This window comes from Methylobacillus glycogenes JCM 2850 (genome assembly GCF_000617925.1).
GTDB classification, from domain to species: Bacteria; Pseudomonadota; Gammaproteobacteria; order Burkholderiales; family Methylophilaceae; genus Methylobacillus; species Methylobacillus glycogenes.
On the sequence record NZ_BAMT01000001.1, the window covers coordinates 99,593 to 126,042 of the forward strand.

Annotated in this window: 24 protein-coding genes and 3 pseudogenes; 10 read left to right on the top strand and 17 right to left on the bottom strand. The window is 52.4% G+C overall.

Going from position 1 to position 26,450, the window contains the following annotated elements; genetic code table 11:
• Window positions 1-72: 72 nt before the first annotated feature.
• The 8 genes from hscB to JCM2850_RS00460 form a co-directional block, all read right to left on the bottom strand.
• A complete protein-coding gene (gene hscB / locus JCM2850_RS00425; protein WP_025869339.1) occupies window positions 73-606 on the bottom strand; it encodes a Fe-S protein assembly co-chaperone HscB in 534 nt (177 codons plus the stop codon).
• Between the two features lie 86 nt (window positions 607-692).
• Window positions 693-1,016: an iron-sulfur cluster assembly protein IscA gene (gene iscA / locus JCM2850_RS00430; protein ID WP_025869341.1), complete on the bottom strand. Its 324-nt coding sequence runs from the start codon at window positions 1,014-1,016 to the stop codon at window positions 693-695.
• 9 nt (window positions 1,017-1,025) lie between these two features.
• Window positions 1,026-1,448: a Fe-S cluster assembly scaffold IscU gene (iscU, locus tag JCM2850_RS00435; protein ID WP_025869343.1), complete on the bottom strand. Its 423-nt coding sequence runs from the start codon at window positions 1,446-1,448 to the stop codon at window positions 1,026-1,028.
• A gap of 152 nt (window positions 1,449-1,600) precedes the next feature.
• Window positions 1,601-2,818 (bottom strand): IscS subfamily cysteine desulfurase, encoded by a 1,218-nt coding sequence (locus tag JCM2850_RS00440; RefSeq protein WP_025869345.1) that lies wholly within the window; start codon window positions 2,816-2,818, stop codon window positions 1,601-1,603.
• A gap of 10 nt (window positions 2,819-2,828) precedes the next feature.
• Window positions 2,829-3,977, bottom strand: coding sequence for a cysteine desulfurase family protein (locus JCM2850_RS00445; RefSeq protein WP_025869347.1), 1,149 nt, complete (start codon window positions 3,975-3,977; stop codon window positions 2,829-2,831).
• A gap of 15 nt (window positions 3,978-3,992) precedes the next feature.
• A complete protein-coding gene (iscR, locus tag JCM2850_RS00450; RefSeq protein WP_025869348.1) occupies window positions 3,993-4,475 on the bottom strand; it encodes a Fe-S cluster assembly transcriptional regulator IscR in 483 nt (160 codons plus the stop codon).
• Window positions 4,476-4,575: 100 nt separating this feature from the next.
• On the bottom strand, window positions 4,576-5,328 hold the full coding sequence (gene cysE / locus JCM2850_RS00455) for a serine O-acetyltransferase (RefSeq protein ID WP_025869349.1): 753 nt from the start codon (window positions 5,326-5,328) through the stop codon (window positions 4,576-4,578).
• 143 nt (window positions 5,329-5,471) lie between these two features.
• The gene (locus JCM2850_RS00460) at window positions 5,472-6,215 is read right to left on the bottom strand and encodes an RNA methyltransferase (protein ID WP_025869350.1); all 744 of its coding nucleotides are present in this window, start codon (window positions 6,213-6,215) and stop codon (window positions 5,472-5,474) included.
• A gap of 142 nt (window positions 6,216-6,357) precedes the next feature.
• On the opposite strand from JCM2850_RS00460, the gene JCM2850_RS00465 reads away from it, so the two are divergent.
• From JCM2850_RS00465 to JCM2850_RS16110, 3 genes and pseudogenes are all read left to right on the top strand, one after another.
• A complete protein-coding gene (locus JCM2850_RS00465; RefSeq protein WP_025869351.1) occupies window positions 6,358-7,167 on the top strand; it encodes an inositol monophosphatase family protein in 810 nt (269 codons plus the stop codon).
• Between the two features lie 335 nt (window positions 7,168-7,502).
• Window positions 7,503-8,861 carry an ATP-binding protein gene (locus JCM2850_RS00470; RefSeq protein ID WP_025869352.1) on the top strand — a complete coding sequence of 453 codons (1,359 nt, stop codon included), beginning with the start codon at window positions 7,503-7,505 and terminating at the stop codon, window positions 8,859-8,861.
• Window positions 8,858-9,498, top strand: a pseudogene (locus JCM2850_RS16110) (response regulator). The gene JCM2850_RS00470 and the pseudogene JCM2850_RS16110 overlap by 4 nt, the downstream one beginning before the upstream one ends.
• 290 nt (window positions 9,499-9,788) lie before the next feature.
• Here JCM2850_RS16110 and JCM2850_RS00480 read toward each other — a convergent pair.
• Both JCM2850_RS00480 and JCM2850_RS00485 read right to left on the bottom strand, forming a co-directional pair.
• On the bottom strand, window positions 9,789-10,424 hold the full coding sequence (locus JCM2850_RS00480) for a response regulator (RefSeq protein WP_025869353.1): 636 nt from the start codon (window positions 10,422-10,424) through the stop codon (window positions 9,789-9,791).
• Window positions 10,425-11,816 carry a histidine kinase gene (locus JCM2850_RS00485; protein ID WP_081774906.1) on the bottom strand — a complete coding sequence of 464 codons (1,392 nt, stop codon included), beginning with the start codon at window positions 11,814-11,816 and terminating at the stop codon, window positions 10,425-10,427.
• Window positions 11,817-12,125: 309 nt separating this feature from the next.
• On the opposite strand from JCM2850_RS00485, the gene JCM2850_RS22160 reads away from it, so the two are divergent.
• From JCM2850_RS22160 to JCM2850_RS00500, 4 genes and pseudogenes are all read left to right on the top strand, one after another.
• A complete protein-coding gene (locus tag JCM2850_RS22160) occupies window positions 12,126-12,848 on the top strand; it encodes a TonB-dependent receptor plug domain-containing protein (RefSeq protein ID WP_234406003.1) in 723 nt (240 codons plus the stop codon).
• A 1-nt stretch (window position 12,849) separates the two neighbouring features.
• Complete coding sequence (locus tag JCM2850_RS16115) at window positions 12,850-14,337, top strand: TonB-dependent receptor family protein (RefSeq protein WP_234406004.1); 1,488 nt, start codon at window positions 12,850-12,852, stop codon at window positions 14,335-14,337.
• A gap of 200 nt (window positions 14,338-14,537) precedes the next feature.
• Window positions 14,538-17,061 (top strand): annotated as a pseudogene (gene mutS, locus JCM2850_RS16120) (DNA mismatch repair protein MutS).
• 128 nt (window positions 17,062-17,189) lie between these two features.
• On the top strand, window positions 17,190-17,438 hold the full coding sequence (locus JCM2850_RS00500; protein WP_025869355.1) for a hypothetical protein: 249 nt from the start codon (window positions 17,190-17,192) through the stop codon (window positions 17,436-17,438).
• 149 nt (window positions 17,439-17,587) lie between these two features.
• On the opposite strand, the gene JCM2850_RS00505 is transcribed toward JCM2850_RS00500, so the two are convergent.
• Window positions 17,588-18,067, bottom strand: a complete 480-nt coding sequence (locus JCM2850_RS00505; RefSeq protein WP_025869356.1) for an FKBP-type peptidyl-prolyl cis-trans isomerase — start codon at window positions 18,065-18,067, stop codon at window positions 17,588-17,590.
• 269 nt (window positions 18,068-18,336) lie between these two features.
• Between JCM2850_RS00505 and JCM2850_RS00510 the strand changes: the two genes are divergently transcribed.
• The 3 genes from JCM2850_RS00510 (at window position 18,337) to JCM2850_RS22165 (ending at window position 20,864) form a co-directional block, all read left to right on the top strand.
• The gene (locus tag JCM2850_RS00510; RefSeq protein WP_025869357.1) at window positions 18,337-19,491 is read left to right on the top strand and encodes a cupin domain-containing protein; all 1,155 of its coding nucleotides are present in this window, start codon (window positions 18,337-18,339) and stop codon (window positions 19,489-19,491) included.
• Window positions 19,492-19,652: 161 nt separating this feature from the next.
• The gene (locus tag JCM2850_RS00515) at window positions 19,653-20,465 is read left to right on the top strand and encodes a secretin GspD/PilQ domain-containing protein (RefSeq protein WP_036265329.1); all 813 of its coding nucleotides are present in this window, start codon (window positions 19,653-19,655) and stop codon (window positions 20,463-20,465) included.
• A 180-nt stretch (window positions 20,466-20,645) separates the two neighbouring features.
• Entirely contained in the window at window positions 20,646-20,864 is a 219-nt protein-coding gene (locus JCM2850_RS22165; RefSeq protein ID WP_036265330.1) for a hypothetical protein, read from the top strand.
• 169 nt (window positions 20,865-21,033) lie between these two features.
• Here the strand turns inward: JCM2850_RS22165 and JCM2850_RS16130 are convergent.
• The 6 genes and pseudogenes from JCM2850_RS16130 to JCM2850_RS00555 all read right to left on the bottom strand — a co-directional run bounded on the left by JCM2850_RS16130 (window position 21,034) and on the right by JCM2850_RS00555 (window position 26,448).
• A pseudogene (locus JCM2850_RS16130) lies at window positions 21,034-21,806 on the bottom strand (MBL fold metallo-hydrolase).
• 41 nt (window positions 21,807-21,847) lie between these two features.
• Window positions 21,848-23,062 carry an NlpB/DapX family lipoprotein gene (bamC, locus tag JCM2850_RS00530; protein ID WP_025869360.1) on the bottom strand — a complete coding sequence of 405 codons (1,215 nt, stop codon included), beginning with the start codon at window positions 23,060-23,062 and terminating at the stop codon, window positions 21,848-21,850.
• Window positions 23,063-23,091: 29 nt separating this feature from the next.
• On the bottom strand, window positions 23,092-23,964 hold the full coding sequence (dapA, locus tag JCM2850_RS00535) for a 4-hydroxy-tetrahydrodipicolinate synthase (protein ID WP_025869361.1): 873 nt from the start codon (window positions 23,962-23,964) through the stop codon (window positions 23,092-23,094).
• A gap of 198 nt (window positions 23,965-24,162) precedes the next feature.
• Complete coding sequence (locus JCM2850_RS00545) at window positions 24,163-24,711, bottom strand: YqiA/YcfP family alpha/beta fold hydrolase (RefSeq protein WP_025869362.1); 549 nt, start codon at window positions 24,709-24,711, stop codon at window positions 24,163-24,165.
• 32 nt (window positions 24,712-24,743) lie between these two features.
• Window positions 24,744-25,529 carry a TIGR01458 family HAD-type hydrolase gene (locus tag JCM2850_RS00550; protein WP_025869363.1) on the bottom strand — a complete coding sequence of 262 codons (786 nt, stop codon included), beginning with the start codon at window positions 25,527-25,529 and terminating at the stop codon, window positions 24,744-24,746.
• A gap of 142 nt (window positions 25,530-25,671) precedes the next feature.
• Window positions 25,672-26,448 (bottom strand): Aq_1264-related membrane protein, encoded by a 777-nt coding sequence (locus tag JCM2850_RS00555; RefSeq protein ID WP_025869364.1) that lies wholly within the window; start codon window positions 26,446-26,448, stop codon window positions 25,672-25,674.
• Window positions 26,449-26,450 lie beyond the last annotated feature (2 nt).

The window sequence follows — 26,450 nt, forward strand, 5'->3', positions numbered from 1 at the left end:
TATTCATTCGACTAAATGCTATCGAAAAATTGCTATCGACCAAGTGCTATCAACAACTTGCTATCAAATAAACTAATTATCTTCTAACTGACTGATTTTCTGGCTGACATCGGCGCGGATTTTGTCGATAAAGCTCAGTTTGCGTACCTGTTCTGCACCTTCTGGCCAATTTTTATCCTTATCCAGCGTTTGCTTTAGTTCTGCTTGCAAAGATAAGCCTTCCTGGCGCATCTGCTTCAGCAGGCTGTCGAGCGCGGCAATATCATGCGCGTCAAACGCCTCTTCTATGGCCTCACGCCATTCCATTTGCAGCATGAGAAAGTCCATAGGCATGGAGGTGTTGCTTTCCTCTGCGGTATCCACGCCTTGCAATTGCAACAGATAGCGCGCACGCGCAGCGGGTTGCTTCAGGGCCTGATAGGCTTCATTCACCAGCGTGGCCCACTGCATGGATTGCAGGCGCTCTCCCGCTGAAGCAGCGGCAAAGCGGTCTGGATGCACCTCTGCCTGCAATGTGCGGTAGTGTTGATCCAGCAGGCTTAAGTCCAGATCAAACTGGACTGGCATGCCTAGAATCTCGAAATAGTTCTTTTGTAGCTCAGACATAGGATGAAGGTGGCCAGTGCCAGGCCAGGTAGGGGTTGCGGGAGACTAGGCGGCTTTAAGCGTGATGCTAGATTCAGCGCTAACGCTTAAACCGTGAAGCTTTCGCCGCAGCCGCACTCATCCTTGACATTGGGGTTGTTGAACTTGAAGCCTTCGTTCAAGCCTTCCTTGGCAAAGTCGAGTTCGGTGCCATCGATATACACCAGGCTCTTGGGATCAACAATCACATTGACGCCATGGCTCTCAAACACCATGTCTTCGCCATTGGTTTCATCGACAAACTCCAGCGTATACGCCATGCCGGAACAGCCCGTGGTCTTGACGCCCAGGCGCAAACCTACGCCTTTGCCACGGTTGGCAAGGAATTTCTGAACGCGCTGGGCGGCAACTGGGGTCAGTGTGATGGCCATGCTGTTCCCTTAAGCGACGTGTTCGGCTTCGGTGGCAGCCGCCTGTGGGGTGATACCCTGCTTGGACTTGAGATCAGCCACCGCAGCGCGGATGGCATCTTCTGCCAGTACCGAGCAATGGATTTTGACCGGAGGCAAAGCCAGTTCTTCGGCAATATCCGAGTTCTTGATTTCCATGACTTGGTCTAGGGATTTACCCTTGATCCATTCAGTCACCAAAGAACTGGAAGCAATAGCGGAGCCGCAACCATAGGTTTTGAATTTGGCATCTTCAATAATGCCGCTTTCGTTTACCTTGATCTGCAGCTTCATGACATCGCCACAAGCGGGCGCACCTACCATGCCAGTACCGACGCTGGGGTCGTTCTTGTCGAGAGAACCCACGTTACGGGGGTTTTCGTAATGGTCTAGGACCTTGTCTGAATAAGCCATGTTTCACTCCTCAAATAAGGCAACACGCATCATCATTGCGGCTGCAGGTGCATCGTCTAGTAAATTGCTGATGCCGATATAGTTTAGTCTGGCTGCAAGGCGTTTAATTCCCGCGCTTTGCAACTTAACATTATTTCTTTCAGTGGTTTAGCTTAATGTGCTGCCCATTCCACTGTATTCAAGTCCACGCCGTCCAGATGCATTTCCCATAGTGGGGAAAGCTCGCGCAGCTTGCCTATCTTGCTCTTCATGAGTTCTACGGTGTAGTCGATATCTTCTTCTGTAGTGAAGCGACCAATCGAGAAACGGATGGAGCTGTGCGCCAGTTCATCGGAGCGGCCCAGCGCGCGCAAGACATAAGATGGCTCCAGGCTGGCAGAGGTACACGCCGAGCCACTGGAAACCGCAATATCCTTAACCGCCATGATCAGCGATTCACCTTCAACAAAGTTGAAGCTGATGTTGAGGTTGTGCGCCACGCGGTGTTCAAGATCGCCATTGACATAGACTTCGTCAATTTCCTGCAAGCCTTTGAGCAGGCGTTCACGCAATTGCAGAATGCGCACGTTCTCTGTATCCATTTCTTCACGTGCCAGGCGGAATGCCTCGCCCATGCCGACAATCTGGTGTGTGGCCAGGGTGCCGGAACGCATGCCGCGTTCATGACCGCCACCATGCATTTGGGCTTCAATACGCACGCGCGGCTTGCGGCGTACATACAGCGCGCCTATGCCCTTGGGGCCGTAGGTTTTGTGCGCGGAGAAGCTCATCAGGTCAACTGGCAGTTTTTCCAGATCGATATGCACCTTGCCTGTGGCCTGGGCGGCATCCACGTGGAAGATAATGCCTTGCTCACGGCAAATATTGCCGATGGCAACGATATCCTGAATCACGCCGATTTCATTGTTTACCAGCATCACGGACACGACGACGGTGTCAGGACGCAAGGCTGCCTTGAATTTTTCCAGATCCAGCAGGCCGCTGGGTTCAGGGGTCAGGTAAGTGGCTTCGTAACCAATACGCTCCAGTTCACGGACAGTGTCGATCACCGCTTTGTGCTCGGTCTGCACGGTGACAATATGCTTGCCCTTGGCACCGCTGTAGAAATTGGCCGCGCCCTTGATGGCGAGGTTGTTGGACTCGGTAGCACCGGAAGTCCAGACGATTTCGCGTGGGTCGGCATTCACCAGCTTGGCCACTTCTTCACGTGCGTTTTCCACGGCTTTTTCCGCCGTCCAGCCAAAGGAATGGCTGCGCGAGGCAGGGTTGCCAAAATGCTCGGTCAGATAAGGAATCATCTTTTCCGCCACCCGTGGGTCTATCGGGGTGGTGGCAGAGTAATCCAGGTAAATAGGCGTACGTACTGTCATATCAACTTTCCTAAACTGCTACCGCAGTTAATTTTCTCAATCTGGTTAATTCGCGTTCCAAGGTCAGCAGGAAGGCTGCAACCTGCTCAGGCTGATTGTCCTGCCCCAGGCTGACGCGTATGGCACCACGTGCCAAATCCGGGTTTACACCCATGGCCAGCAAGACATGGCTGGGCTCAGTGCTGTCACTGGAGCAGGCCGAACCACTGGCAACGGCAAAACCTTGTCTATCAAGCGCCATCACAAGGGTTTCACCTTCTATGCCATCAAAGGCAAAGAAACTGGTATTGGGCAAACGGCTGGCACTGGCACCAAAAATGGTGGCACCCAAGGCGTGCAGGCCTTGTTCAAGTTGGCCACGCATCGCACTCAATGCCTGCTGACGCGATTGACCTTCTGCACTTGCCAGTTGGCAAGCCAGGCCAAACCCCACGATAGCGGCGATATTTTCACTACCGCTACGCAAAGCTCTTTCCTGACCACCGCCATAGAGCAAGGGGCGCAAATCTATACGCTTGTCCAGAATCAGCGCGCCCGCACCCTGAGGGCCATGAATTTTATGAGAAGACAAACTCATGGCATGCACATTCAGGGCGGAAAAATCGACATTGATCTTGCCCAGCGCCTGTACGGCATCGGTATGCATATAAGCGCCATGCTCTCTAGCAATTTCACCCAGGGTGGCAATATCCTGTATCACCCCGGTTTCATTATTGGCCAGCATTACAGACACCATATCGGTACGCTGTTGCAACACATTTCGCAAGGCGCTGGCTTCAACCTGGCCTTGGGTGTTGCTGTCTATATGCGCTAGCTTCCAGCCTTGCCACTTCAGGGCATCGGCAGCACGTGATACTGCTGGATGCTCCAGGCTACCTATGGCAATGCGGCCAGTGGATTGGGCATTGGCGACACCGGTAATAGCCAGATTATCAGCCTCCGTACCACCACCCGTAAAAATAACTTGCGAAGGATGCGCACCAACAGCATCTGCCACTTGCTCACGCGCCTGATTAATGGCGTTGCGTGCACCGCGGCCAAAAGCATGACGGCTGGTGGCATTGCCTTGCTGCTGCGACAAGTATGGCAACATCGCCTGCAGGACTCTGGGGTCCAGGGCGGTGGTGCCATTGTTATCGAAGTAGACGGCGCTGGTCATGAATGGCTTACTTGCTTAAGCCGCAACTTGCGTGGCAACTTGCACGATAGAGCGCTGGCTGTCACGACGGGTAGTAAAGCGGATTTCCTTGCCTTCGCGTTGCGAGGCCACCAAGTCAGCGAGGGCAACACCGGAGAGATACTCCAAAATCTTGCTGTTGAGGCTGGACCAGAGGTCATGGGTCATGCAAGGCTTGCCTTCATGGCAGTTTTCCTTGCCGCCGCACTGGGTGGCGTCAATCAGTTCATCGACGGCAGTGATAATGTCAGAGACGGAAATGTCATGGTGCTGTTTGGCCAAACGGTAGCCGCCACCAGGGCCGCGCACGCTCTTGACCAAGCCATTGCGACGCAAACGGCTGAACAACTGCTCAAGGTAAGAAAGTGAAATGCCTTGACGCTCGCTGATGCCAGCAAGGGTGACCGGCTTTTCTTCTTCATTCAGGGCGAGATCCAGCATTGCGGTCACTGCAAAACGGCCTTTGGTGGTTAATCTCATTTTTACTTCCTAAAGTATTCAGATGGCGCGTCAATACTGGCTTGGGGCGCAGTTGCGCATGGCATGATTCTAGGGTTTGATTCTAGAATACCTGAATAGTTTAGTCAACTATTTTGTTGATGTAATTGAGGTCAAAAGCCTGGCCAACTTCCGCGTCTGTTTCCACGTCTGCGCCTAGCTTGGCGAGCTGTTGCATGACTTCTTGCAGCTGGGCATCCTGACGCTCGATATGGGCTAGCAGGGTATGCACTACCTTGGTCATGGGGTCATTCATATTGTCGCTGACCGCATAGGCAGAAAAGCCGATTTTTTCCGCCATGCTGTCCTGTTGGCGGTTTTTATCCTGATCGACGATGCGCGCAGGAATGCCCACCGCAGTGGCTTCATCCGGCACATCTTTTACCACTACGGCATTGGAGCCTATCTTGGCCTTGGTGCCTATGGTGATGGGGCCTAGCACTTTGGCGCCCGCACCGATCACCACGCCTTCCAGCAGGGTGGGGTGGCGCTTGCCCTTGTTCCAGGAGGTGCCACCCAGCGTTACACCGTGGTAGAGGGTGCAGTCATTGCCGATGACGGCGGTTTCACCTATCACCACGCCCATGCCATGGTCTATGAACACGCGGCGACCTATGACTGCGCCGGGATGAATTTCTATGCCTGTGAGCCAGCGCGCAATATGTGAGCACAAGCGGGCAATCCAGTAAAAACGGTGTTGCCAAATCCAGTGCGAAAGGCGGTGTATAAGCAGGGCGTGCACACCTGGGTAGGTGGTGAGGATTTCCCAGCGGGTGCGGGCGGCAGGGTCGCGCTCGAACACAACGCTGATGTCTTCTTTGATATGGCTGAACATCCGACTATTTTACTCTGATATTAAGGTTAGGCTAAGCGTTTGGCTTTAACCTGAATGAGGCATTAACCAAAATTGCCACAACAAGCCCGGGTGGCAGGCAGCGGCATGAGCTGCCTGTTGCCATAAGCTGCGTGTTACAAGGCCTAGCTTTGAGGTGGTCTGGGTTCTTGGGTAGAGCTTAGTATGCCGCGCAGAATGTTGACTTCCTCTTTCTCCAGCTTGGTGCGGCCAAACAGGCGGCGCAAGCGTTGCATCAGGCGCTTGGGATATTGCGGGTTGAGAAAGCCGATCTGTATCAGCGTTTCCTGCATATGCTCGTACATGCGCTCAATATCTTCATTCGGGGCTAGGTCCAGCGCTGGGGATGCGGCAGGGGCGGGGCTATCTAGGGCTGCCATGCGCAACTCATAGCTCAGTACTTGTACCGCTGCCGCCAGGTTGAGCGAGGAAAAGGCCGGGTTGGCTGGAATCATCGCCAGCAGTTGGCATAAATCCAACTCCGCGTTCGACAGGCCACTCATCTCGGTGCCAAACACCAGGGCAACTTGTCCATGGTTGGCTTCCTTGATGGCTCGTTCTGCCCCTTGGCGCGCGGACAGCAGCTCGTGGGAAATTTCACGTTTGCGGGCGCTGAGGCCAATGGCCACGGTGGTGCCTTCCAGTGCCTCGGTCAGGCTCTCGCACACCACCGCTGTATCCAGCAGATCACTGGCGCCTGTCGCCAGCGAAACAGCCTCGGCATGCGGGAAAGATTTGGGGTTAACCAGATAGAGGCGTGACAGCCCCATGGTCTTCATCGCTCGTGCTGCAGAACCAATATTGCCCGGATGGCTGGTCTGGCAGAGAACGATACGGATTTGGTCTAGTAGATCGGGTTTGGAAGTCATGGGAATAAGCATTAAAATAGCATTTTAACAGTTACTGGCGACAAGACTGCAATCTGCTTGTAGTTCGCCACTGACTTGCTGCTCTTTAAAAAATACCTGGGCTGACTTGTACAGCCCATCTCCATACTTACGGAAAGAATTTATGCATCCCATGCTGACCAATGCGGTTAAGGCCGCCCGCCGTGCAGGCGGTATCATCAACCGTGCTTCGCTTGATATCGGTGCGCTCACCATACGCAGCAAGAATTACAACGATTTTGTCAGTGAAGTGGATCACGCGGCAGAAGCCGCCATCATTGAGACGCTCAAGGATGCATATCCAGATCATGGTTTCTTTGGTGAAGAGAGCGGCAAGCAGGATGCAGATGCCGAAAACGTCTGGATCATAGACCCGCTTGATGGCACCACCAACTTCCTGCACGGTTTTCCGCAGTATTCAGTATCCATTGCCCTGATGCAAAGAGGCGTGATTACCCAGGCAGTTGTTTACGATCCTAGTCGCAACGATTTATTCACTGCCACTCGTGGCCGTGGCGCTTTCCTCAATGACAAGCGCATTCGTGTCACCAATCGTCCCAAGCTACAAGATTCCATCATAGGCACTGGTTTCCCTTTCCGTGATTTCACACATCTGGATACTTATCTGGGCATGTTCAAGGATATGGTGAAGAAAACCGCAGGCCTGCGTAGACCAGGTTCGGCAGCGCTGGATCTCGCCTATGTGGCAGCTGGCTGGTTTGATGGTTTCTGGGAAATTGGTCTGTCACCCTGGGATATTGCTGCTGGCACGCTGCTGGTGCATGAGGCAGGTGGTTTGGTGGGAGATTTCCAGGGTAACGAGGGTTATCTTGATAGCGGCAATATTGTTGCAGCCAACCCCAAGGTGTTTGTGCAAATGCTGCAAGTGCTGGAGCCACACCTGACCGATACGCTCAAGACTGCAAAAGCTTAAGAGTTTGTGGGCTTGGCTCCCCTGTAAGCAAAGCCCAAGGCATGTGGTTTGAATGTCGTAAAAAAAAGCCAGCGTGCAGGCACGCTGGCGTTACATACTGACTTTACTATGGAGAAGTTGCCAAGAACATGGAGTGAACTCATAACTTCTGAGAGACATTCTAAAAGCGGCAACCCGGCTTGACTGTAGGAAAGTGTCACCCAGTTCGGGGGAAATCTTCATCATGTTTTTGCTTGCCAGGCAGCGAACATTGGGACTTTCTCCCGTATCTGTTTTTGGAGAACTGATTTAAATTGCGCAATCCTTTGCAACAGTACGCTCAATCCAGTTCCCCGATGAACCTGAAGCTACGTCTTAATCTCATCATTACCCTCTTGCTGGCCCTGGTGCTGTTTTTGGCAGCCTTGCTGATGGTGCACAATGCCCGTGATGATGTGCGCGCAGAGGTGCAATCCACGGCTTTGCTGGCCATGCATCTACTGGATGCAGAAATTCTGCATTACACCTCGGATTACGGCTGGCTGCGCCAGCAGGAAAATCCCAACTCCAATTCCATGTTCAGATTGCATGATCTGGGCAATGTGCGGCATTTGCGCATTGAGTTTTTTGACGCGCATGGCCGCCTGCGCGATAGCAATATCGAATCTGGCCGCCAGGAAAGCACTTCCTGGCTGGTGCGCACCATGGGCTTTCTTTCGCCATCGCTGCCGGAAATCCGCCGCAAGATATTTGCCAATGGACGCATGATAGGTGAGCTGGTGGTAACACCAGACCCCAGCTATGAAATTGCCGAAGTGCTGGATGACATCATGGGGCTATTAGTGCTGGTGGCCGTGTTTTTTGTAGCGGTGAATGCCGTGGTGTACTGGGCTGTAGGCCGGGCGATGCGCCCGGTTGATACGGTGTTGACGGCTTTGAATGAGCTGGAGCAGGGCAACCTCAAGGCCAGATTGCCGGAGTTTGAACTGCCTGAATTATCAGGCATCAGCCGCAAGTTCAACGCCATGGCGGAAACGCTGGAAAAAAGCATAAAAAGCAATCACAAGCTCACGCAGCAGATGATACGGTTGCAGGAAGACGAGCGCAAAAATCTGGCACGTGATTTGCATGATGAAATCGGCCAATATCTCACGGCCGTGCATGTGGATGCTTCTGCCATTCTCAATGCCAAGAGCATTGAAGGGGCTAAGGACAGCGCCAAGGCCATCAGCGTGGTGGCCAGGCAGATGATGGATATTGTGCATGATATGTTGCAGCGCTTGCGGCCATCGGGGCTGGATGCCTTTGGTTTGGCGATTGCGCTGACTGATCTGGTCAATATCTGGAAGCAACGCCAGCGTAATGTGCAGGTGAATCTGGATATTCCAGAGAACCTGGATCAGGTTAAAGATGAAACCATGGCGATTGCCATTTACCGCATCGTGCAGGAGTGCCTGACCAATATCACGCGCCATGCCCATGCCAGCAGCGTGAATATACGGATTGTGATTGAGGGTGATATGCTCAGCATCACGGTTGAGGATGATGGGCGTGGTTTTAATACCGCCCAGGCACCCTCTGGATTTGGTCTTGCAGGTATGCGTGAACGCGTGGAAGGTCTGGGCGGAAAATACACACTGGAAAGTGCACTGGCAGCGGGCGCGCGCGTTCATGTCAGTTTGCCTTTGCAGCTTACAGTTGAGGGTGGGCAATGAATAAGAAAATAAACGTCATGCTGGTAGATGACCACGAGGTGGTACGCTCCGGCCTGCGGCGCTTGCTTGAACAAAACGATGGCATAGACGTGGTGGTAGAAGCCGAAAGCGGTGAGCAGGCTTACCAGCTATATGGCGAGCATCTGCCTGATGTGGTGGTGATGGATATGTCCATGCCTGGCATGGGTGGGCTGGAAGCCTTGCGGCGCATCATTGCCCGTTACCCACAAGCCAGGGTGATTATCTTTTCCATGCACGAAAATGCCGCCTATGCCTCGCAAGCGCTGAGCGTAGGCGCACGTGCTTATGTACCAAGTCTGGCGCTGCGGATGATCTGGTACAGGCGGTGCGGGAAGTGGCCGCTGGCAAGGGCTATCTCAGCCCTGGCATTGCGCAGCAGATTGCCTTGCAGACCTTGTCTGGCAGTGATGACCCCACACGTTTGCTATCGGCACGTGAGTTTGAGGTGTTTAGATTGCTTGCCGCAGGCAAGGGCATAGAAGAAATTTCCACCACCTTGAAGATCAGTCAAAAGACGGTGGCCAACTATCAAACCCTGCTCAAGCAGAAGCTAGGCATCTCTAGCCCGATAGAGCTGGTGCGGCTGGCAATCAAGCATGGGGTGATTGAAGGTTGATGCTGCATTGCTGATATTTTGCTGGCTATCACTGCCACTCATGAATATAAGCAGCATGATTGGGAGAAAATCCCGATGATTTTAAGGAATTAATGTATGGCTGTTATGGGTAGCAAAGCATAGGATGTGCATGAACAACTTGTACTTTTCGCGGATAGTCACCTAGCCCCCAGTACGTTGTCCATACTCCATACCACTAAGGATTTTTCCAAAACCAGGTTCACCACCTGGTTTTTTTTTCGCTTGAATTTCAACTGCCGCTTTTGCCGCGGCAATCTCACTATTCCAGACTATTCCCGCTGTTGCGAAATGCCAAAACGTATGGCGATATGTACCAATTGCCCTGTGGTCTGCACGTTAAGCTTTTGCCGCACCTGGGTCTGGATATTGGCTGCTGTCTTGTAGCCTATATGCAGTTGATCAGCGATGGTGGCAAGCGAAGCGCCTTCGGCAATACGACGGAACACTTCAAATTCACGCGGCGAGAGTTTTTCCAGTGGATTATCGGTGGGCGAGAATCTGTCCATGGCCAGATGCTGGGCCAGATCGTGACCAATATAGCGGCCACCGCGCAATACCTGCTTGATGGCTTCCAGCAATACTTCTGGCGCATCGGTCTTCACCACATAGCCTTTGGCACCCGCTTGCAGGGCGCGCGTGGCGTAGATGTTGTCATCGTGCATGCTGAAGATGATCAGCTTGGCGTTGGGGTCGCGCGCCAGAATGCGCTGCAGGGTTTCTAGACCGCCTATGCCGGGCATATCGAGATCAAGTATGCCCAGATCGGGGTGATGTTCCTGCCAGAGAATACAGCTGCGCTCACCATTTTCTGCCTCGGCGACAATGGTGTAACCCACGTTTTCCAATAGGGTGCGCAAGCCACTGCGGACCACAGCGTGGTCATCGGCCAACAAAATCTTATGCATTTAAATACTTTCTTGAATGACGGCTAATGCAGTTTGCAAAGGGATGCTGGCAGATACCAGCACGCCTTTGCCCTGACTCTGAATCGTGAATACGCCGCCTTCTGCTTCTATACGCTCTCGCATGCCCGAGACGCCAAACCCGGCCCTGGGGCTGTAGGTGTTGAAACCAATGCCATCATCACGGATTTCTATGCTGAGCGTGTCCGCCAGAATGCCGCGCGTGCGCATGAGCTTGATGGAGACATGTTGCGCACGGGCGTGACGTGCAATATTGGTCAAGGATTCCTGCACAATGCGGTAGGCCGCAATACTGGTTTTTTCCGGCATGCTTTGACAGCTTTGATCCAGCGATAGCGCAAAACTCACCTGCGGGTGTTGCTTCTTCCAATCCTTGACCAGTTGTTCCACGGCCTCTACCAAGCCATGTGCATCCAGCGCCGTGGGGCGCAGTTTGTGAATCAAGCCACGTACCGCTTGCTGGATATGCTCTACATGCGAGCTGATGCGCAAGGCAATCGCGGCATGAGGCGCTGATTTGTCTTTGGGCAAGGTGGCAACATCCAGGCGTATGGCCGTGAGGTATTGCCCCATTTCATCATGAATTTCTCTGGCGATATTGCGGCGCTCTTCTTCCTGTACGCGCATGGCATGCCGTGCCAGAGACTGGTTTTCCTTGAACAGAATTGCCAGTTCGCGCTCTGCCAGATGTTGTTCGGTGACATCCGCGAAAAAGCCGTGAATATTGCTGCCGCTCGTGGTCGGCGAGGGTGTGTCGGAAGTCGGAGATTGGTCTGTGGTTGGGGCTTGATCAGATACCTGGGTCAGGCGCGCCATGACTATCCATGGGGCACCGTCAGGGCGTGTCACCTTGAGTTCGGCAATATCAATCTTGCCCACTTGCTGTAACTGCGTACAGTACTCGTCCCATTGCGGGCCCAGGGCCTGTCTGAGATTGAGCGTGGCCTCGCTGCGCCCACACATGCTGCTGAAGGCGGAATTGCACAGCAAGATATTGCCTTCAAAATCGGCCACAAAATTACCGCACAAGCCTTGATCAAACAGGCTTTTGAACATGCGCTGGCTTTGCTGCGAAGTGCGCTCTGCAGCAATGCGCAGATGCGCTTGCTCCATGACCTCACGCATGCGGCGGCGCGAAAACCAGATGGAAACCAAGGCTGCCGAAAACAATACCAGCGGAAACTCATCCAGTTGCAAAGTCTCGTGGCTTAACGCCCAGTGGGTGAATTTTTCGGAAAGATCGAGTTGGGCAGAGGCAAAGAAAACGCAAGCTATGGCAATCAGTGCGATGACAAGGTCACGATGAGCTGATGAATCCGGTTCCAGAGAGTAACCATGGGAGGGTGAGGAGTGTAAGTGTTCATTACCCCTCATTTTGAAGATGTTGAGCCTATGCAGAAAGTGAGTTTTTCCCGGAAACGCTGGTGGGGCCTGGCTTTCGTGAATTTTTCCCGATTTCTGCGGCTATTACCTCATATTACATTTGAAATATTTTGAAACATATTAGGGATTTATTCCCAGAACTATTCAGGATTAATTCCCCTTCTTGAATTGAACTAATCACCGGAAACTCTCGCCTGTTGTCGATTACATATTTTAACAATTATAGAACATCGATGATAAATATGGAGAAAGCGGGTATGCCAGTCATACCCAGCATTTAAAATTTGAGAGGGAATGAAAATGAAAAGACCCATCATGGGGTTGGCAGTGCTGATTTTGACCATGCCTGCCTTGGCGGCAGAGCTGGCTAGCCAGCAGGCAGCAAACGCTGACAGTGAGCAGGTGCTGGTGGAAAAGGTCAAAGTGGGCGCCATATTACCAGATCGCCTTGAAGCCGTGCCTGGCTCATTCGATGTCGTCGATGAGAAAGAGCTTAAAGCTCGTCAGCCATTTAGTATCCGTGAAGCATTGAGCCAAGTGCCCGGTGTCAATATCGTTGGTGAAGATGCGTTTGTACTGGCTCCTAATATCGGTATTCGTGGCTTGAATCCTCGCCGTACTTCCCGCACCTTGCTGCTGGAAGATGGTATGCCTTTGTTCCTGGCACCCTATGGTGATCCGTCCGCGCATTACTCCACCCCTTTGGATCGCGTCAGCCGCATTGAGGTTGTTAAAGGTTCAGGTCAGACACTATATGGCCCGCAGACTGTAGGCGGCATGATCAACTTTGTCACCAAGCCAGTGCCCAAGGAATTCCAGGCCAGTGTCATGGCGATCATAGGCAATAACAACTTCAGTGGTGGTCACGTCAACATCGGTACTGGTGGTGATTGGGGCGGCATCATGTTGGATGCGGTTAATCGTAAGGGTGACGGTATACGCAGGAATCACGATTTTGAAATCAATGAATTGACCCTCAAAGGTCAACTCAAATCTGGACGATCGCAATACATTGATCGCTAAGGTGGGTTGGTATGAAGAGAACTCCAGTGTTTCAGAGACAGGCCTTGGTGCTGTTGAGTATGCTGAAGACAAATATCAAGCACCTACTGGTAAGCAGGATTATTTCAATCACGAGCGTAAGTCTCTGCAGTTACAGCACATCTTCCAAGTGAATGAGCGCGCCAAGCTGAGCACCCAGTTCTATTATGCAAAGTCTGATCGAGCCTCTTTCCGCCAGATCAATGAGCCAGGTAGTCTCAATGGTCGTTCAGAAATGGATCGCTGTAGTGGAGTAGTTGCCACTGAAGCAAATTCTGCAAACTGTGGGGGCCGTTGGAGGCCGCGCGATTTTGAGTATTGGGGCATAGAGCCACGTCTGGATATCAGCCATAAGCTATTCGGCATTGATAGTGATGCCGTCATTGGCTTCCGTTACCATCGTGAAGACATTAACCGCAATCAATTCCGCGGCGGAGACCCACGCTTCCAGGATTTGCGCTACGCGCAAAGTTTCAATGGTGTGAACGGTAGCACTGGCCACCGCGAGCAAATCGATATCAATGTGGAAGCTAAGTCCTACTATGCGCAAAACACTTTCTATGTGGGCAACTGGTCTCTGACTCCTGGTGTGCGCGTGGAAGATATTCGTATTTCCACAGACGTTAAACGCGCTGAAGGGCAGCCGCAGAACAATGCGGAGTCTGATGTTACCAATAACCAATCCAAGGTCTTGCCTGGTTTTGGTGTGGCCTGGAATGGTATAGCGAATACCACGGTCTTTGGTGGTGTGCACAAGGGTTTTGCACCGCCACGTCCTGATCGCGATATCGTTGCCAGCGCCGCTAATACAGCGGTAGTTTCCAAGACCAAGGCTGAAGAAAGTACCAACTGGGAATTAGGGTTGCGTTCTGCCTTCTTCAAGGGTTTCAAGTACGAAGCCACGCTATTCCACACTCAGTTTGATGAGATTGTTGTCAGCAATGGTTTTGGCCGTTTCGTCAATGGTGGCAAATCCGAGCATAGTGGCCTGGAATTAGCAGGGCGTTTGGATTTTGGGACGATTTACAACAGCTCGCATAATTTCTATGTCGCTGGTTCCTACACCAATGTATTTACTGCCAAGTTCAAGAAAACCAGTGCGGCAGAAAATATTGAGAGTGGTGATCGTTTGGCTTACACCCCTAAGCATATTGCCTCGCTCAACTTTGGCTATGAACACCCAGTAGGCTTTAACGCCCGTATAGGTGTGGATTACATTAGCGAGCAGTATGAAGACGTTAACTTCCGTGAAGGCCGAGATGACTTTGATCCTCTCAGCGGTATGACAGGCAAAATTCCTTCATACACTTTACTCAACGCTTCTGTTAGCTATAAGCCAGTCGGCAGCAAGGCAACCTTCTTTGTCAGTGGTAATAACTTGGCTGACAAGGAATATCTGGCCAGTCGTGTAGATGGCATGGTGGCAGGTCGTCAACGCCAAGTGTTTGGTGGTGTGCGTTACGACTTCTAAGCATTCATGCTTCCTTCCCCCGGCTTAGGCCGGGAAATGACACGCCCCTCACGGGGCGTTTTTTTTGCCCGCCGTCTATAATGCTTGGGTTTGTCATACAGTGATGCCGCTTGAGCGGCAGGATAGGTGGAAGATTTGAGCAAGGAAACTCAGCCTTTGGATCAAGCGCGGCGCCAGAGGTGCTGGAACAGCACACGCCCATGATGCGGCAATACCTGGGCATCAAGGCGCAATATCCTGACATGCTGGTGTTTTATCGCATGGGCGATTTTTACGAGTTGTTCCATGACGATGCCGAGAAAGCAGCACGGCTATTGGGCATTACGCTGACCAAGCGTGGCAGCTCGAATGGTGAGCCTATCCGTATGGCGGGCGTGCCTTATCATGCGGCAGAGCAATATTTGGCCAAGCTGGCCAAATTGGGCGAGGCCGTTGCTATCTGCGAGCAGGTGGGTGACCCGGCCAAGAGCAAGGGCCCGGTGGAGCGTCAGGTGACGCGTATTCTCACGCCTGGCACCTTGACCGATGCTGCCTTGCTGGATGACACCCGCGATAATCTTTTGCTTGCCGTGGCCCAGGGTGAAGGTGTGCTGGGTCTGGCACGCATCAACCTGGCCTCTGGCCGCTTTGTGCTCAATGAAATTGCACCTGGCTTGCTGGCGCAGGAGCTGGAGCGTATCAGCCCGGCAGAAGTGCTTTATGCCGATGATTTCTCGCACCCCGCACTCGCCAATGTCAAATGCTCAAAAAAGCGTTTGGCTCCCTGGCAGTTTGATCTGGATTCCGCCACCCAGGTACTGACCAAGCAATTCAATACTTATGACCTGGGTGGTTTTGGTTGTGCTGATCTGCATGCGGCGATTATGGCCGCAGGTGCGCTGCTGGATTACGTCAAGCACACCCAGCGTACCAATCTGCCGCATATACAAAGCCTGAGTGTAGAGCAGGGTAGCCAATATATTCAGCTCGATGCAGCTACCAGGCGCAATCTGGAGATAGACCAGACCTTGCGTGGTGAGCCTAGCCCTACGCTGTATGCCTTGCTGAACACAACCTATACCGCCATGGGCGCACGCTTGCTCAGGCAGTGGCTGCATCATCCGCTGCAATGCCAGGCCACGGTGCAGGCCAGATTGGCGGCGGTAGAGGCCATGCGCAGGCAATATAGCCAGTTGCGGCCAGTGCTGCGCAATATTGGCGATGTGGAGCGTATCAGCGCGCGTATTGCCCTGAAATCAGCCCGGCCCAGGGATTTATCTGGCCTTAGGGATAGTTTGCAGCAGCTACCGCAATTACAGCAGCTGATGGTCACGGCTGATATTCATCTGCTGCAAACCTTGCAACAACAATTGGCTGTGCCTGAAGCTGGCCTGGCCTTGTTGCAATCGGCGGTCAAGTCCGAGCCTCTGCCTTGCTGCGTGAGGGTGGTGTGATTGCCGATGGCTATGATGCTGAGCTGGATGAATTGCGCGGCATACAGGCGAATTGCGGCGAGTTTCTCTTGAAGTTTGAAGCCGAAGAGCGCGTGCGTAGCGGCATTAATAATCTCAAGGTTGAGTACAACAGCGTGCACGGTTTCTATATTGAAATCAGCCGCGCGCAATCTGAAAACGTGCCAGCGGAATACCGCCGCCGCCAGACCCTGAAAAATGTAGAGCGCTTTATCACGCCTGAACTCAAGAGCTTTGAGGATAAAGTGCTGTCGGCCAATGACAGGGCATTGGCGCGTGAAAAACTGCTGTTTGATGGCCTGCTGGATCAGTTGCAGACAGTGTTGCAGCAATTGCAAATCAATGCCGAGGCCGTGGCGCAGTTGGATGTGTTGGCCACGTTTGCCGAGCGCGCCGATGTGCTCAATTATGTGCAGCCGCAATTTAGCAGCGAGCCCGGCCTGAGCATAGAAGCAGGGCGGCACCCGGTGGTGGAGCAGATTGCCCAGCCTTTATTGCCAACAATGTCAGCCTCTCGCCTTACAGGCAGCTGCTGTTGATTACCGGGCCGAATATGGGCGGTAAATCGACCTATATGCGCCAGACGGCCCTGATTGTGCTGCTGGCGCATTGTGGCTGCTTTGTGCCTGCTACCAGCGCGCGCCTGGGGCCTATAGACCGGATTTTCACGCGTATAGGCGCGTCTGATGACCTTGCAGGTGGCCGTTCTACCTTTATGGTGGAAATGACCGAAACCGCCAACATTCTGCACAACGCCACTGAGCATAGCCTGGTGTTGCTGGATGAAATTGGCCGCGGCACTTCAACCTTTGATGGCCTATCGCTGGCCTGGGCGGTTGCGCGGCAATTGCTGGAAAGAAACCGCAGCTACACCTTGTTTGCCACGCATTATTTTGAGCTGACGCGTATAAGCGAGGATTTCAAGCAAGCGGCCAATGTGCACCTGGATGCAGTGGAACATGGCCATGGCATTGTGTTCCTGCACAATGTAGAAGAAGGCCCGGCGAGCCAGAGCTATGGCTTGCAGGTAGCGCAACTGGCAGGCATACCGCGCGCGGTAGTCAATGCCGCCAAACGCAAGCTGGTGCAGCTTGAGCAGAACCAGCTTTTGCAACAGGCACCCGCCTGGCAGGGCGATATGTTTGTGGCGGCAGAATCACAGCCAGAACCCGTGGTGCATCCTGTGGTGGCCGAACTGGATAGCATAGACCCCGATGAGCTGACGCCCAAGCAGGCACTGGAAGTTTTATACAAATTGAAAAAATTAAGCTGAATTTAGCTTGATTATGGAAATAGTTCTGAAACAACCGACATAGTTCTGAAACAACTACCCGCGATAATACGAAGCGTCAGCCTTATCCAGGTTGGCGTTTCAATAACTTAATCTCCCAAAAGGAAATCATGATCGTCGAGTATTTCATCAAGATAGTAATCCCTGTGGTATTTGCCTCTTTTGTCGCCATGATCGGCTGGTTTGCCGATGAAAAGCTCGGAGCAATGATCGCTGGTGGTTCTGCCTTGGCTGTCTCCATAGGCTGGACTAGCTATAGCTGGTCTCTGTCCGAACGTCAGTCGCGCGTTAACGAGCGTCTGGCCAAGCGTAAGCAGGCAAGGGCCAAGAAGGCCGCGCGTAGGGTGTCCTGCGCTTAAAAGTAATCCCTGAAAGCAAGTTGTAGTGGTGTCTTCCCCCCATGCCACGAAGGAATATAAAAAGGCAGCCATGTGGCTGCCTTTTTGTTGTCTGGCACTTTGTTGTCTGGCATTAATGCCAGACTCAGCATCAAGTGCTGGTAAGCAACTTAGTGGTGGTGACCACCTGCACCATGCACATGACCATGTTCAACTTCTTCCTGGCCTGCACTACGTACTGCAGTCACGGAAGCCTTGAACAGTACACGTTCACCCGCCCATGGATGATTGCCATCCACCACAACCTTGCCATCTTCGATATTGGTGATGGTGTAGAGCACTACATCGCCGGATTCGTCTTCACCCTCGAATTGCATGCCTACCTTGAGGTCTTTGCTGGGGAAAGCGGTCGCTGGTTCAATCTGAACCAGCTCTTCGTCATAGTCACCAAAAGCATCTGCAGGCTCCAGGGTGATTTCGACAGTGTCGCCCACGGCCTTGCCATGCAATTCTTCCTCAACGCGCGGGAAAATGTTGTCATAACCGCCGTGCAGATAGCTCACAGGGTCCTTGCTGGATTCAAGGATATTTCCATCGCTGTCGCGCAGCTCGTAGGTGATGGTAACAACGGTATTCATGGCAATCTGCATGAAAGCATCCTTCTTAAAAGTGATTTGATGAAAATGTAGTACGTCTGCAGCATGGCTTTAAGCCCTGACTCCATATTGCGCCAAGCGTAACACTCCAGCGAGGTCGATGACAAATGTGGAGCGGACTATACCCATGTTTGTGTGCATTGAGTTGATTGAAGTCGCGTGCATGTGTATCAGACTGCAATATTGCCTGCTTTGCAGTAGTAGCTTGCTGAAGATTCTAACCTAATTTTTAACTAGCGTAAGCAATGCGCTATGATGCCGGGATGAAAAATGATTCCCTGGCAAACGCGCCTATTGCCCTGCTTGGCGGCTTGAGTGTTGAGCAATTTCTCAATGAATATTGGCAGAAAAAACCTTTGCTGGTCAGGCAGGCTATCCCCGGATTTAAGGGCTTATTGAGCCCGGATGAACTCGCAGGCTTGGCCTGTGAAGACGATGTGCAATCCCGCCTGGTATCCATCAAGAAAAACCGCTGGCAGGTCGAATCCGGCCCCTTTGATGAAGCGCGTTTTAACCGCTTGCCGGAACAAGACTGGACCTTGCTGGTGCAGGGCGTCAATCATCATTTGCCGGAAGCAGCAGAGCTGTTGCAACAGTTTGCCTTTATTCCTTATGCGCGGCTGGACGACTTGATGGTGAGCTTTGCGCCAGATGCAGGTGGCGTGGGGCCGCACTTTGATTCTTACGATGTCTTTTTGCTGCAGGGCGAAGGCCAGCGCCGCTGGCGCATCAGTGAGCAGGATGATTTGAGCTTGGTGCCGGATGCACCGCTACGCATTTTGCAGAATTTTGTCACTGAGCAGGAGTGGGTGCTGGAACCAGGAGACATGCTGTATTTGCCCCCGCATGTTGCGCATTGGGGCATAGCCGTTGGCAATGCCATGACCTACTCGATAGGTTTCAGAGCGCCTTCTGCCCAGGAGCTGGCAAGCGAGTTTCTTAACTTCCTGCAAGACCGATTAAAGCTCACAGGCATGTATGCAGACCCTGGTTTGCAGCAGCAGGTGCATCCGGCTGAAATTGGCAAAGAGATGCTGGAACAAGTGGCTGGCATGCTTAATCGCATACGCTGGCAAAGCGAGGATGTGACCGCGTTTCTCGGGCACTATCTCTCTGAACCCAAGCCGCATATTGTGTTTGATGCCGCAGATGACCTGGATGAAACCGAATTCCAAGAGCTATTGACCGAGCAAGGCCTGGCGCTGGACGCCAAGACCCAGATGCTGTTCCATGGCCATACTTTCTTTATCAATGGTGAGCAGTTTGATGTGCCTGCGGCACAACTGGCCTTCTGGACCCAGTTCGCCAACCAGCGCCAGGTGGGGCCTGAATGGTTTGATGATGGGCAACTGCAGGATGAGGCCTTGTTGCAGCGCTTGCATGATTGGTATCAGGCTGGTTACGTCTGGATTGATTAAGCTGCACGACGCGGGCAATTCAACAGCATAATAAAAGGAATTTTCGGCGCAGTTTGTGATCAAGCCAATATGACAAAAACAATGTGATAAAAATCACACCATCCTATGGCCTGGGCATTAAGGGATAGAGGCTGTATTTCTAAGATAAGGGGCATACTCTGATGATGCGTATCCTGTGTTTGTGCATATGCCTGCTAGTAATCCCAGTGCAGGCGGCAGGGCTGGATTTCAAGATGATTACCCTGCAACATCGGTTTCCGCAGGACATTCTGCCAGCGGTGCAACAACTGGCTGGCCCCGAGGGCACGGTGACGGCCATAGATCAGCATTTGGTGGTCAGGGCCACGCCTGAGCGTATGGCTGCGATTGATGAGCTGGTGGAGCGGCTGGACACCGCCAGGCGCAATTTGCGCATTACGGTGAGCCACGATAGCCAGAGCAGTCATGATCAGCGTGAAATTGGCGTCAGTGGTCGCATTCAGCGTGGCGAATTTGGCGTTGAGGTGCCGCGTAACGGCGAGCAGGGCAGGGATGGCATCAACCTGGATCTGAATCGTCAGCAAAACACCATGGTGCGCAGCGGTGAGCAATTCTTGACCGTGCTGGATGGTGAGCGCGCATTCATACGCGTAGGCCAGTCTGTGCCGTTCACCCAGCAGTGGGTGTTGTTGACCTCACGCTATATCAACATACAACAAACAACACAGTTTCATGACATCACCACAGGTTTTGCAGTCAGGCCGCGCTATATAGGCAGCCAGGTGGAGCTTGAGGTAACGCCGCGTATCGCCCAATTGAACCAGCAGGGCTATATTGATTTCGAGGAATTGACCACCACAGTGCGCGTTGCACCAGGCGAATGGATGGATATTGGCGGCATGATGCAGGGGCGAGATCAGGTCAGCCGGGAAATACTTTCGCAGGCGCAATCCATGGATGGAAAAAATAACCGATTAAGGATTAAGGTGGATTGAATTAACTTGGTACGAAATAGAAGCAAAAATCCGGTGAAATTATGCAAAATAAGGCTCCGCGGCTAAAAAACAGTGGAATTTTTTGTCGGAGGTGGTAGAATTTTTGGCACTCGGTCGGTGATTGAAGCCTTACCGTAACTGGTTTATATTTATTATTGTCTACATCTTAAGGGATAAAAAATGACACGTTCTGCTCTGCTTGCCGCTCTGCTCGCACTGGCTCTGACTGCTTGTGGTCAAAAGGAAGAAGCTCCTGCTGAAGCTCCTGCTGTTGAAGAAGCTGCTCCTGCAGTTGAGGCTCCTGCTGAAGCTCCTGCTGCTGAAGAAGCTGCTCCAGCTCCTGCTGAAGAAGCTGCTCCAGCTGAAGCACCAGCTGCACCTGCAGAAGAAGCTAAGTAATTCTACGCTGGCCTAGTGCCAGCTTGAATTATCTAGGACAAAAAGCCGACATTTATGTCGGCTTTTTGCTTTGTATTTTCTAAGATAATTGTGGCTATTTCCCCAGATCAGGGATGTGGCATATTTTGGTTTGATTAGTCTTGGCTTGAATGCTTTTGCATGATTGCTTTCAGCTTATTTCGCGCCAATCAAATCCCATGTCTTGCTGGGCGATACTAATCCAGTGATCTTCACAGTTGAGTGTGCTGCTCAATGCCGCTTTGGCAAGCTCAGGCTGATTATTTTTCTCGCTGAGATGTGCGGCTATCACATGCTGTAGTTTGCTGGTGTCCAGGCGTGCCAACAAGCGGCTTGCGCTCTCGTTATCCAGGTGTCCCAGGCGGCCACTCACGCGCTGTTTCAATGAGCGGATGTAAGGCCCATTCCACAGCATATCCAAATCGTGATTGCATTCCAGAATTAGTGCATTGCACGCCGTTAATACGGTTTCCATATAGGGTGTGGCACAGCTGCATCGGTCAGTACGCCCAGCTTGTGCTGGCCATCTTCAAACACAAATTGCACAGGCTCGCGTGCATCATGCGGCACAGGGTAAGGCTGGATATGCACATCACCAATACTGAAAGCCTGGTGGCTATCTATGATGTGCAAGGGGAAGTCTATAGGCTTGGGCAGGCGTTTTTCCAGGGCGCTGTAAGTACCATGGGTTAGCCAGACAGGAATGCGGAATTTTCTTGCGAGTTTGAAGACGCCAGCAACATGGTCATCATGCTCATGGGTGACCAGAATGCCGTCAATCTCTTCGGCCTGCATGCCCAGCCTGGCAATGCGCATCAGCGCATCACGCAGGCCAAAGCCGCAATCCAACAGCAAGCGGGTATTAGCCTGCTCTATGAGCAAGCCATTGCCAGCACTGCCGCTGCCTAGTGAAGCAAAGCGCATGGTGAGCAGCTTAAGCTAGGCAGCACAGCCGGGTGCTAAGACTATTTGAGTTGTTCAAACAGCAGGTTGATGATGCGGTTGGCGGTGCTGGTACGCTCGCGTTTACCATCCTTGTCGGTAATGGTGATCAAAGCGTTATTGCCAGCAGTTTCTACACGAACTTGGTACTGGTTTTCGCCAGCCTTGCGCTTGCGGTTGCCATCCTTGTCCTTGTCATCACCCCAGAACTTGAGTGATTCGAGCAGGCCTTTTTTGTCCTTGGGTGCTTCATCAATATCGTTATCGGTGTAACGCACGAAGAACACACCGGTAGAACGGTCACGGTCTTCCACCACAAAGCCGATACGATCCAAAGCCAGACCAACTCTGCGCCATGCGCGGTCAAAGGCATCGTTGGTGGTGAGGCTGAGTGTGCCATCTTGTTCCTTGTTGATGCTGGCACGCAGTTCAGGCGCGGCATTGGCAACTATGCTGCGAGATTTCTTTTCTTCCACGCCCAGGCGCACCATCAGGCGACGCAGCAATTCTGCATCGATATCCTCAGACATGCCGCGCGATTCATCGGCATTGCTGCGCTTGGATTTGGTGGTGGGGGCGTAGCCCATGTCAACTTCACCGGCGATGGTGCGTACCTTGTATTTGCCGTCATCTGGCACATTGGTAACCGCACGGTGGCTCATGTAAATTTCGGTGGTGCCTTCATCCTGGCCGCGATCGATGCGGGTGCGGAATTTCTGACGATTTTGCAGGCTGTTAAGCTTGTCCAGCCAACCCTGGAATTTTTCCAGATAGCTCTTATCTGCATTTTCCAGTGTGCTGGGGTCTACCCATTCAGTTTCCATCACGCCGGTTTGTGGGTTTTCGGTACGTACGGCAAAGCCCAGGTCAGCCCAGAACTCGCGTATCACAGGCCAGACTTTTTCCGGAGGCGCTTTCACCACCAACCAGCGTTGTGCACCTGCGCGTTCCATACGCACGCCATCAGAGGTTGGTAGTAGCTTTTCCTGCTCGTTTTCTTGCTGACCGCTCTCGTTCAGGCCTTGGCTGTAATCCGAGTAGTTGGTGGCCGCACCAGGAATGGCATAAGCATCGCTGGCTGAGATATTAGTCAAATCCGGAGGCACTTCCAGAGGGCGTGAGCGCCCGGCAGCCTTGTAGTCTGAACTGGTGTCAACAAAGGGGATGGAATCGCAAGCAGTGACGGTCAGCGCCAGTAGGGTTGCCAACAGGACAGGTTTGAGCGTGAATTGATTCATGGTTTCTCTTGACTGGGTAAACGGTATCATTAAATGGCAGCTTGCTTCATGGCGCTGCGTAATGTGTCATGGTGTTGTGGCGAGAGGGCAACCAGTGGTAAGCGTATGCCGCCCTGGATCAGGCCCATTTCTTGTATTACCCACTTGATGGGGATGGGGTTGGCTTCTACAAATAGTTTTTGGTGCAGGCCAAACAACTTGGCATTGATATCCCTGGCGCTCTTGATATCACCAGCCTGGGCTGCAGCACACATCTCATGCATCAGCTTGGGTGCGGCATTCGCCGTCACTGATATGACGCCGTGACCACCCAGCAACAGCAATGCCAGGCTGCTGGCGTCGTCGCCACTGTAGATAGCGAAATCAGCAGGCGCGCGCAGCAGCAAATCAGTGCCACGCTCAATATTGCCCGTGGCATCCTTGATGCCGACGATATTGCGGTGGCTGGCCAGGCGCAGCACGGTGTCATTGCTGAGATCGCTCGCGGTACGGCCAGGAACATTGTAGAGAATCTGCGGGATATCGACAGCTTCGGCCACGGCCAGGAAGTGCTGATACAGACCTTCTTGCGTAGGCTTGTTGTAATACGGCGCTACCAATAGGCAGGCATCTGCGCCTGCTTCTTTCGCCATTCTGGTGAGGTCTATGGCTTCCTTGGTGGAGTTGGCGCCTGTGCCCGCAATCACGGGGATACGGCCAGCACTATGCGTTACAGCAGTTTTGACCAGGAGGGTGTGCTCATCGAAATCGACAGTGGGGGATTCACCTGTGGTGCCCACCACCACGATGCCATCACTGCCTTGCGCAATATGAAAATCAATATATGAGCGTAACGCCTGGATATCCAGGCTGCCATCGTCGTGCATGGGGGTGACGATGGCAACGAGACTGCCTTGCAGCATGTTAGACAACCTGAGTAAAGATTAAACCTGACCATTTTAACTGAAAGTACCGCCGGAATAATACGATTTTATGCCTTGTTGCCGCGTAAATCATTGTCAATATGGGGGCTTTCCATGTTTTTTGCGCCATATCGGCGGCAAGCCAAAGCCAGGCATGCAGATCAAGCTCAATCCCTCTGGAATTTCAGCGCTGATGCCTTAGCCCAAAAGCTGTTGCAGGCTCTCTATGATGAGGTCGGTACGGGCGAAACGATGATGACCACCGCCAGGCAATATCAACCTGGCTTTACCGACGAAATTCTGCACACTTTCCTGATAGGGAATCAGCTCATCGCCTTGCTCATGCAGCACGGTGATGCGGCGCGGGCGTCCTGGCATGCGGTACTGCGCATATTGCGCCAGATGTTCCCGCGTTAGCATCCCTTGCTCGCCACTATAGTAATTTTCAACCTTGCCTAGATATTGCTGCAGGCTACGTTCAGGCTGCATGCAAGGGTTGATTAACAAACAGGGTAAGTGATGGCAGCTGGCAAACTGGTAAGCCCAGAAACCACCTAGCGATGAGCCTGCCAATACCAGGCCTTGAGCTTGTAGAGGCGCTATCAAGGCGCTGAGTTGGGCATAGGAGACCTGCGGATCCCAGGTGTTGTACTCAGGCACTATTACATGGGGAAAGTGCTTACGTAGCAGGCTGGATTTTTCGCTGGCAGGGCTGGAATTAAAACCGGGCAGATAAACGAGATTCAAAATGGTGGCGAGCTAGGTATAAGGCAAGGCCCTCAATAATTCACCAAACCCAGCAAGCCTGGCAAGTCATTCACGGAGTCCAGCACCTCAGCCGGGCGGATATCCGAGGCCTGGAAATAGTCTTCGCGATATTTACCTGTGCGTACCAGTATGCCGCGTATGCCCGCTTTTTGTGCGCCGCCTATGTCTGAATCTATATCGTCTCCCACCATCAATACCTCGCTTGCTGGCAAGCCCAGATCTGCGAGCGCAATCTTGAAAAAGTCTACAGAAGGCTTGCCCATGATCATGGCCTCCACACCCGCGGCATACTCCAGGCCTGCAATAAAACTGCCTATATCCAACTGCAAACCCTGCTCGGTCTGCCAGAAACGGTTTTTATGCATAGTGATCAGTTTTGCGCCACGCTTGAGGTTGCTAAACACCTCGTTCATCACGGCGTAATTCCAGCGCTCGCCTATATCGCCCACCACGATATATTCGGCATTAGTCTTCGATTGACGGAAGTGTGAGAAGTCTTTTTTGACATCATCGGCCAGCAGGAAATGGCACACCGGGTCTCCCAGGCGCTCAAGATATTTCAATGTGGCCTCAGGGGCGCTGATGATTTCCTCTGGGGTGACGTAGAAACCCATGGAGAGTATTTTTTTCTGCAAGGAATCTCGCGACAGCGTGCTGGTGTTAGTGACAAAGCGGCAGCTGATGCCGCGTACACGTAATAAATCCACCGTTTCAATTGCACCGGGAATCGCGGCATTGCCTATATGCAGTACGCCATCCAAATCGAGCATGACAGCGTGTATAGATGAGGTGTCCATGGTCTGTTCTCCATTACGGGGGGTAATTAGGTCAAGCAAAGCCTATGCCCATGACATTGATGCAATCTTAAGACTACGAGCAAAAAAAACGGAGGCCTATGCCTCCGTTAAGTTTGTCTACATCATACTTGGCTAGTTCATCCTAACGATTCAGGTCTGCTTCCCAGGCATTGCCATAGGTCTTGCCCGAGCGCGACATGATCAGCATTTGGTACATGCTGGTAAACCACATAAAGGTGGATGCGAGGCTATAACCAATACCGCCTATGATGGTGAGCCAGGCAAAGCCAGGATTCCATTTCGTCAGCCACCAGGACAGCACATCCAGAATCAGGAAGGCGAAGGGGAAGATGATGGCCAGTATCTTTAATACCTTGGGCACATTGACGGCAAAGCTAAAGATAAATGCCATCAGGAAGAAGATAAAGCAGATGCCGAACAAGTGAATGTGTGAAACACGCGTCAGGCTTTGTACGCTGGCACCTTCATTGATGGCGGCAACTTTCTTGACTTCATCGAACTTGGTGAAGTTGGGAATGCCGGGAATATTGCTGTGACACATGACGCAGTATTGCGCAAACACGCCCTTGAAGCGGTTTTCCCATTGCGCTTCTGGCGCACCTTCGCGCGCCCACTTGATGATTTCTAGACGAATCTCGGGCGGGGCGTTGTCTTTCATGGAGCCGTTCAATTTGCTTTCCAGCTTGCTGCCGCTGCGGTCACCGTAATAACTGTAGACGATGTCATCTTTAGATAGGCCTAACTTACCGTCCGCCATGCCGTGGGTCAGCATGATCTGCAAGCCTGCCATACACAAGCCAACACCGATTACCAGTAAATAGCCGATAAACAGGGCCTTGATAGAAGTGGGCAAATTGGGGAGGTTTAGCCAGGGCAGGCTGGAAGAGGTTTCTTTCATTT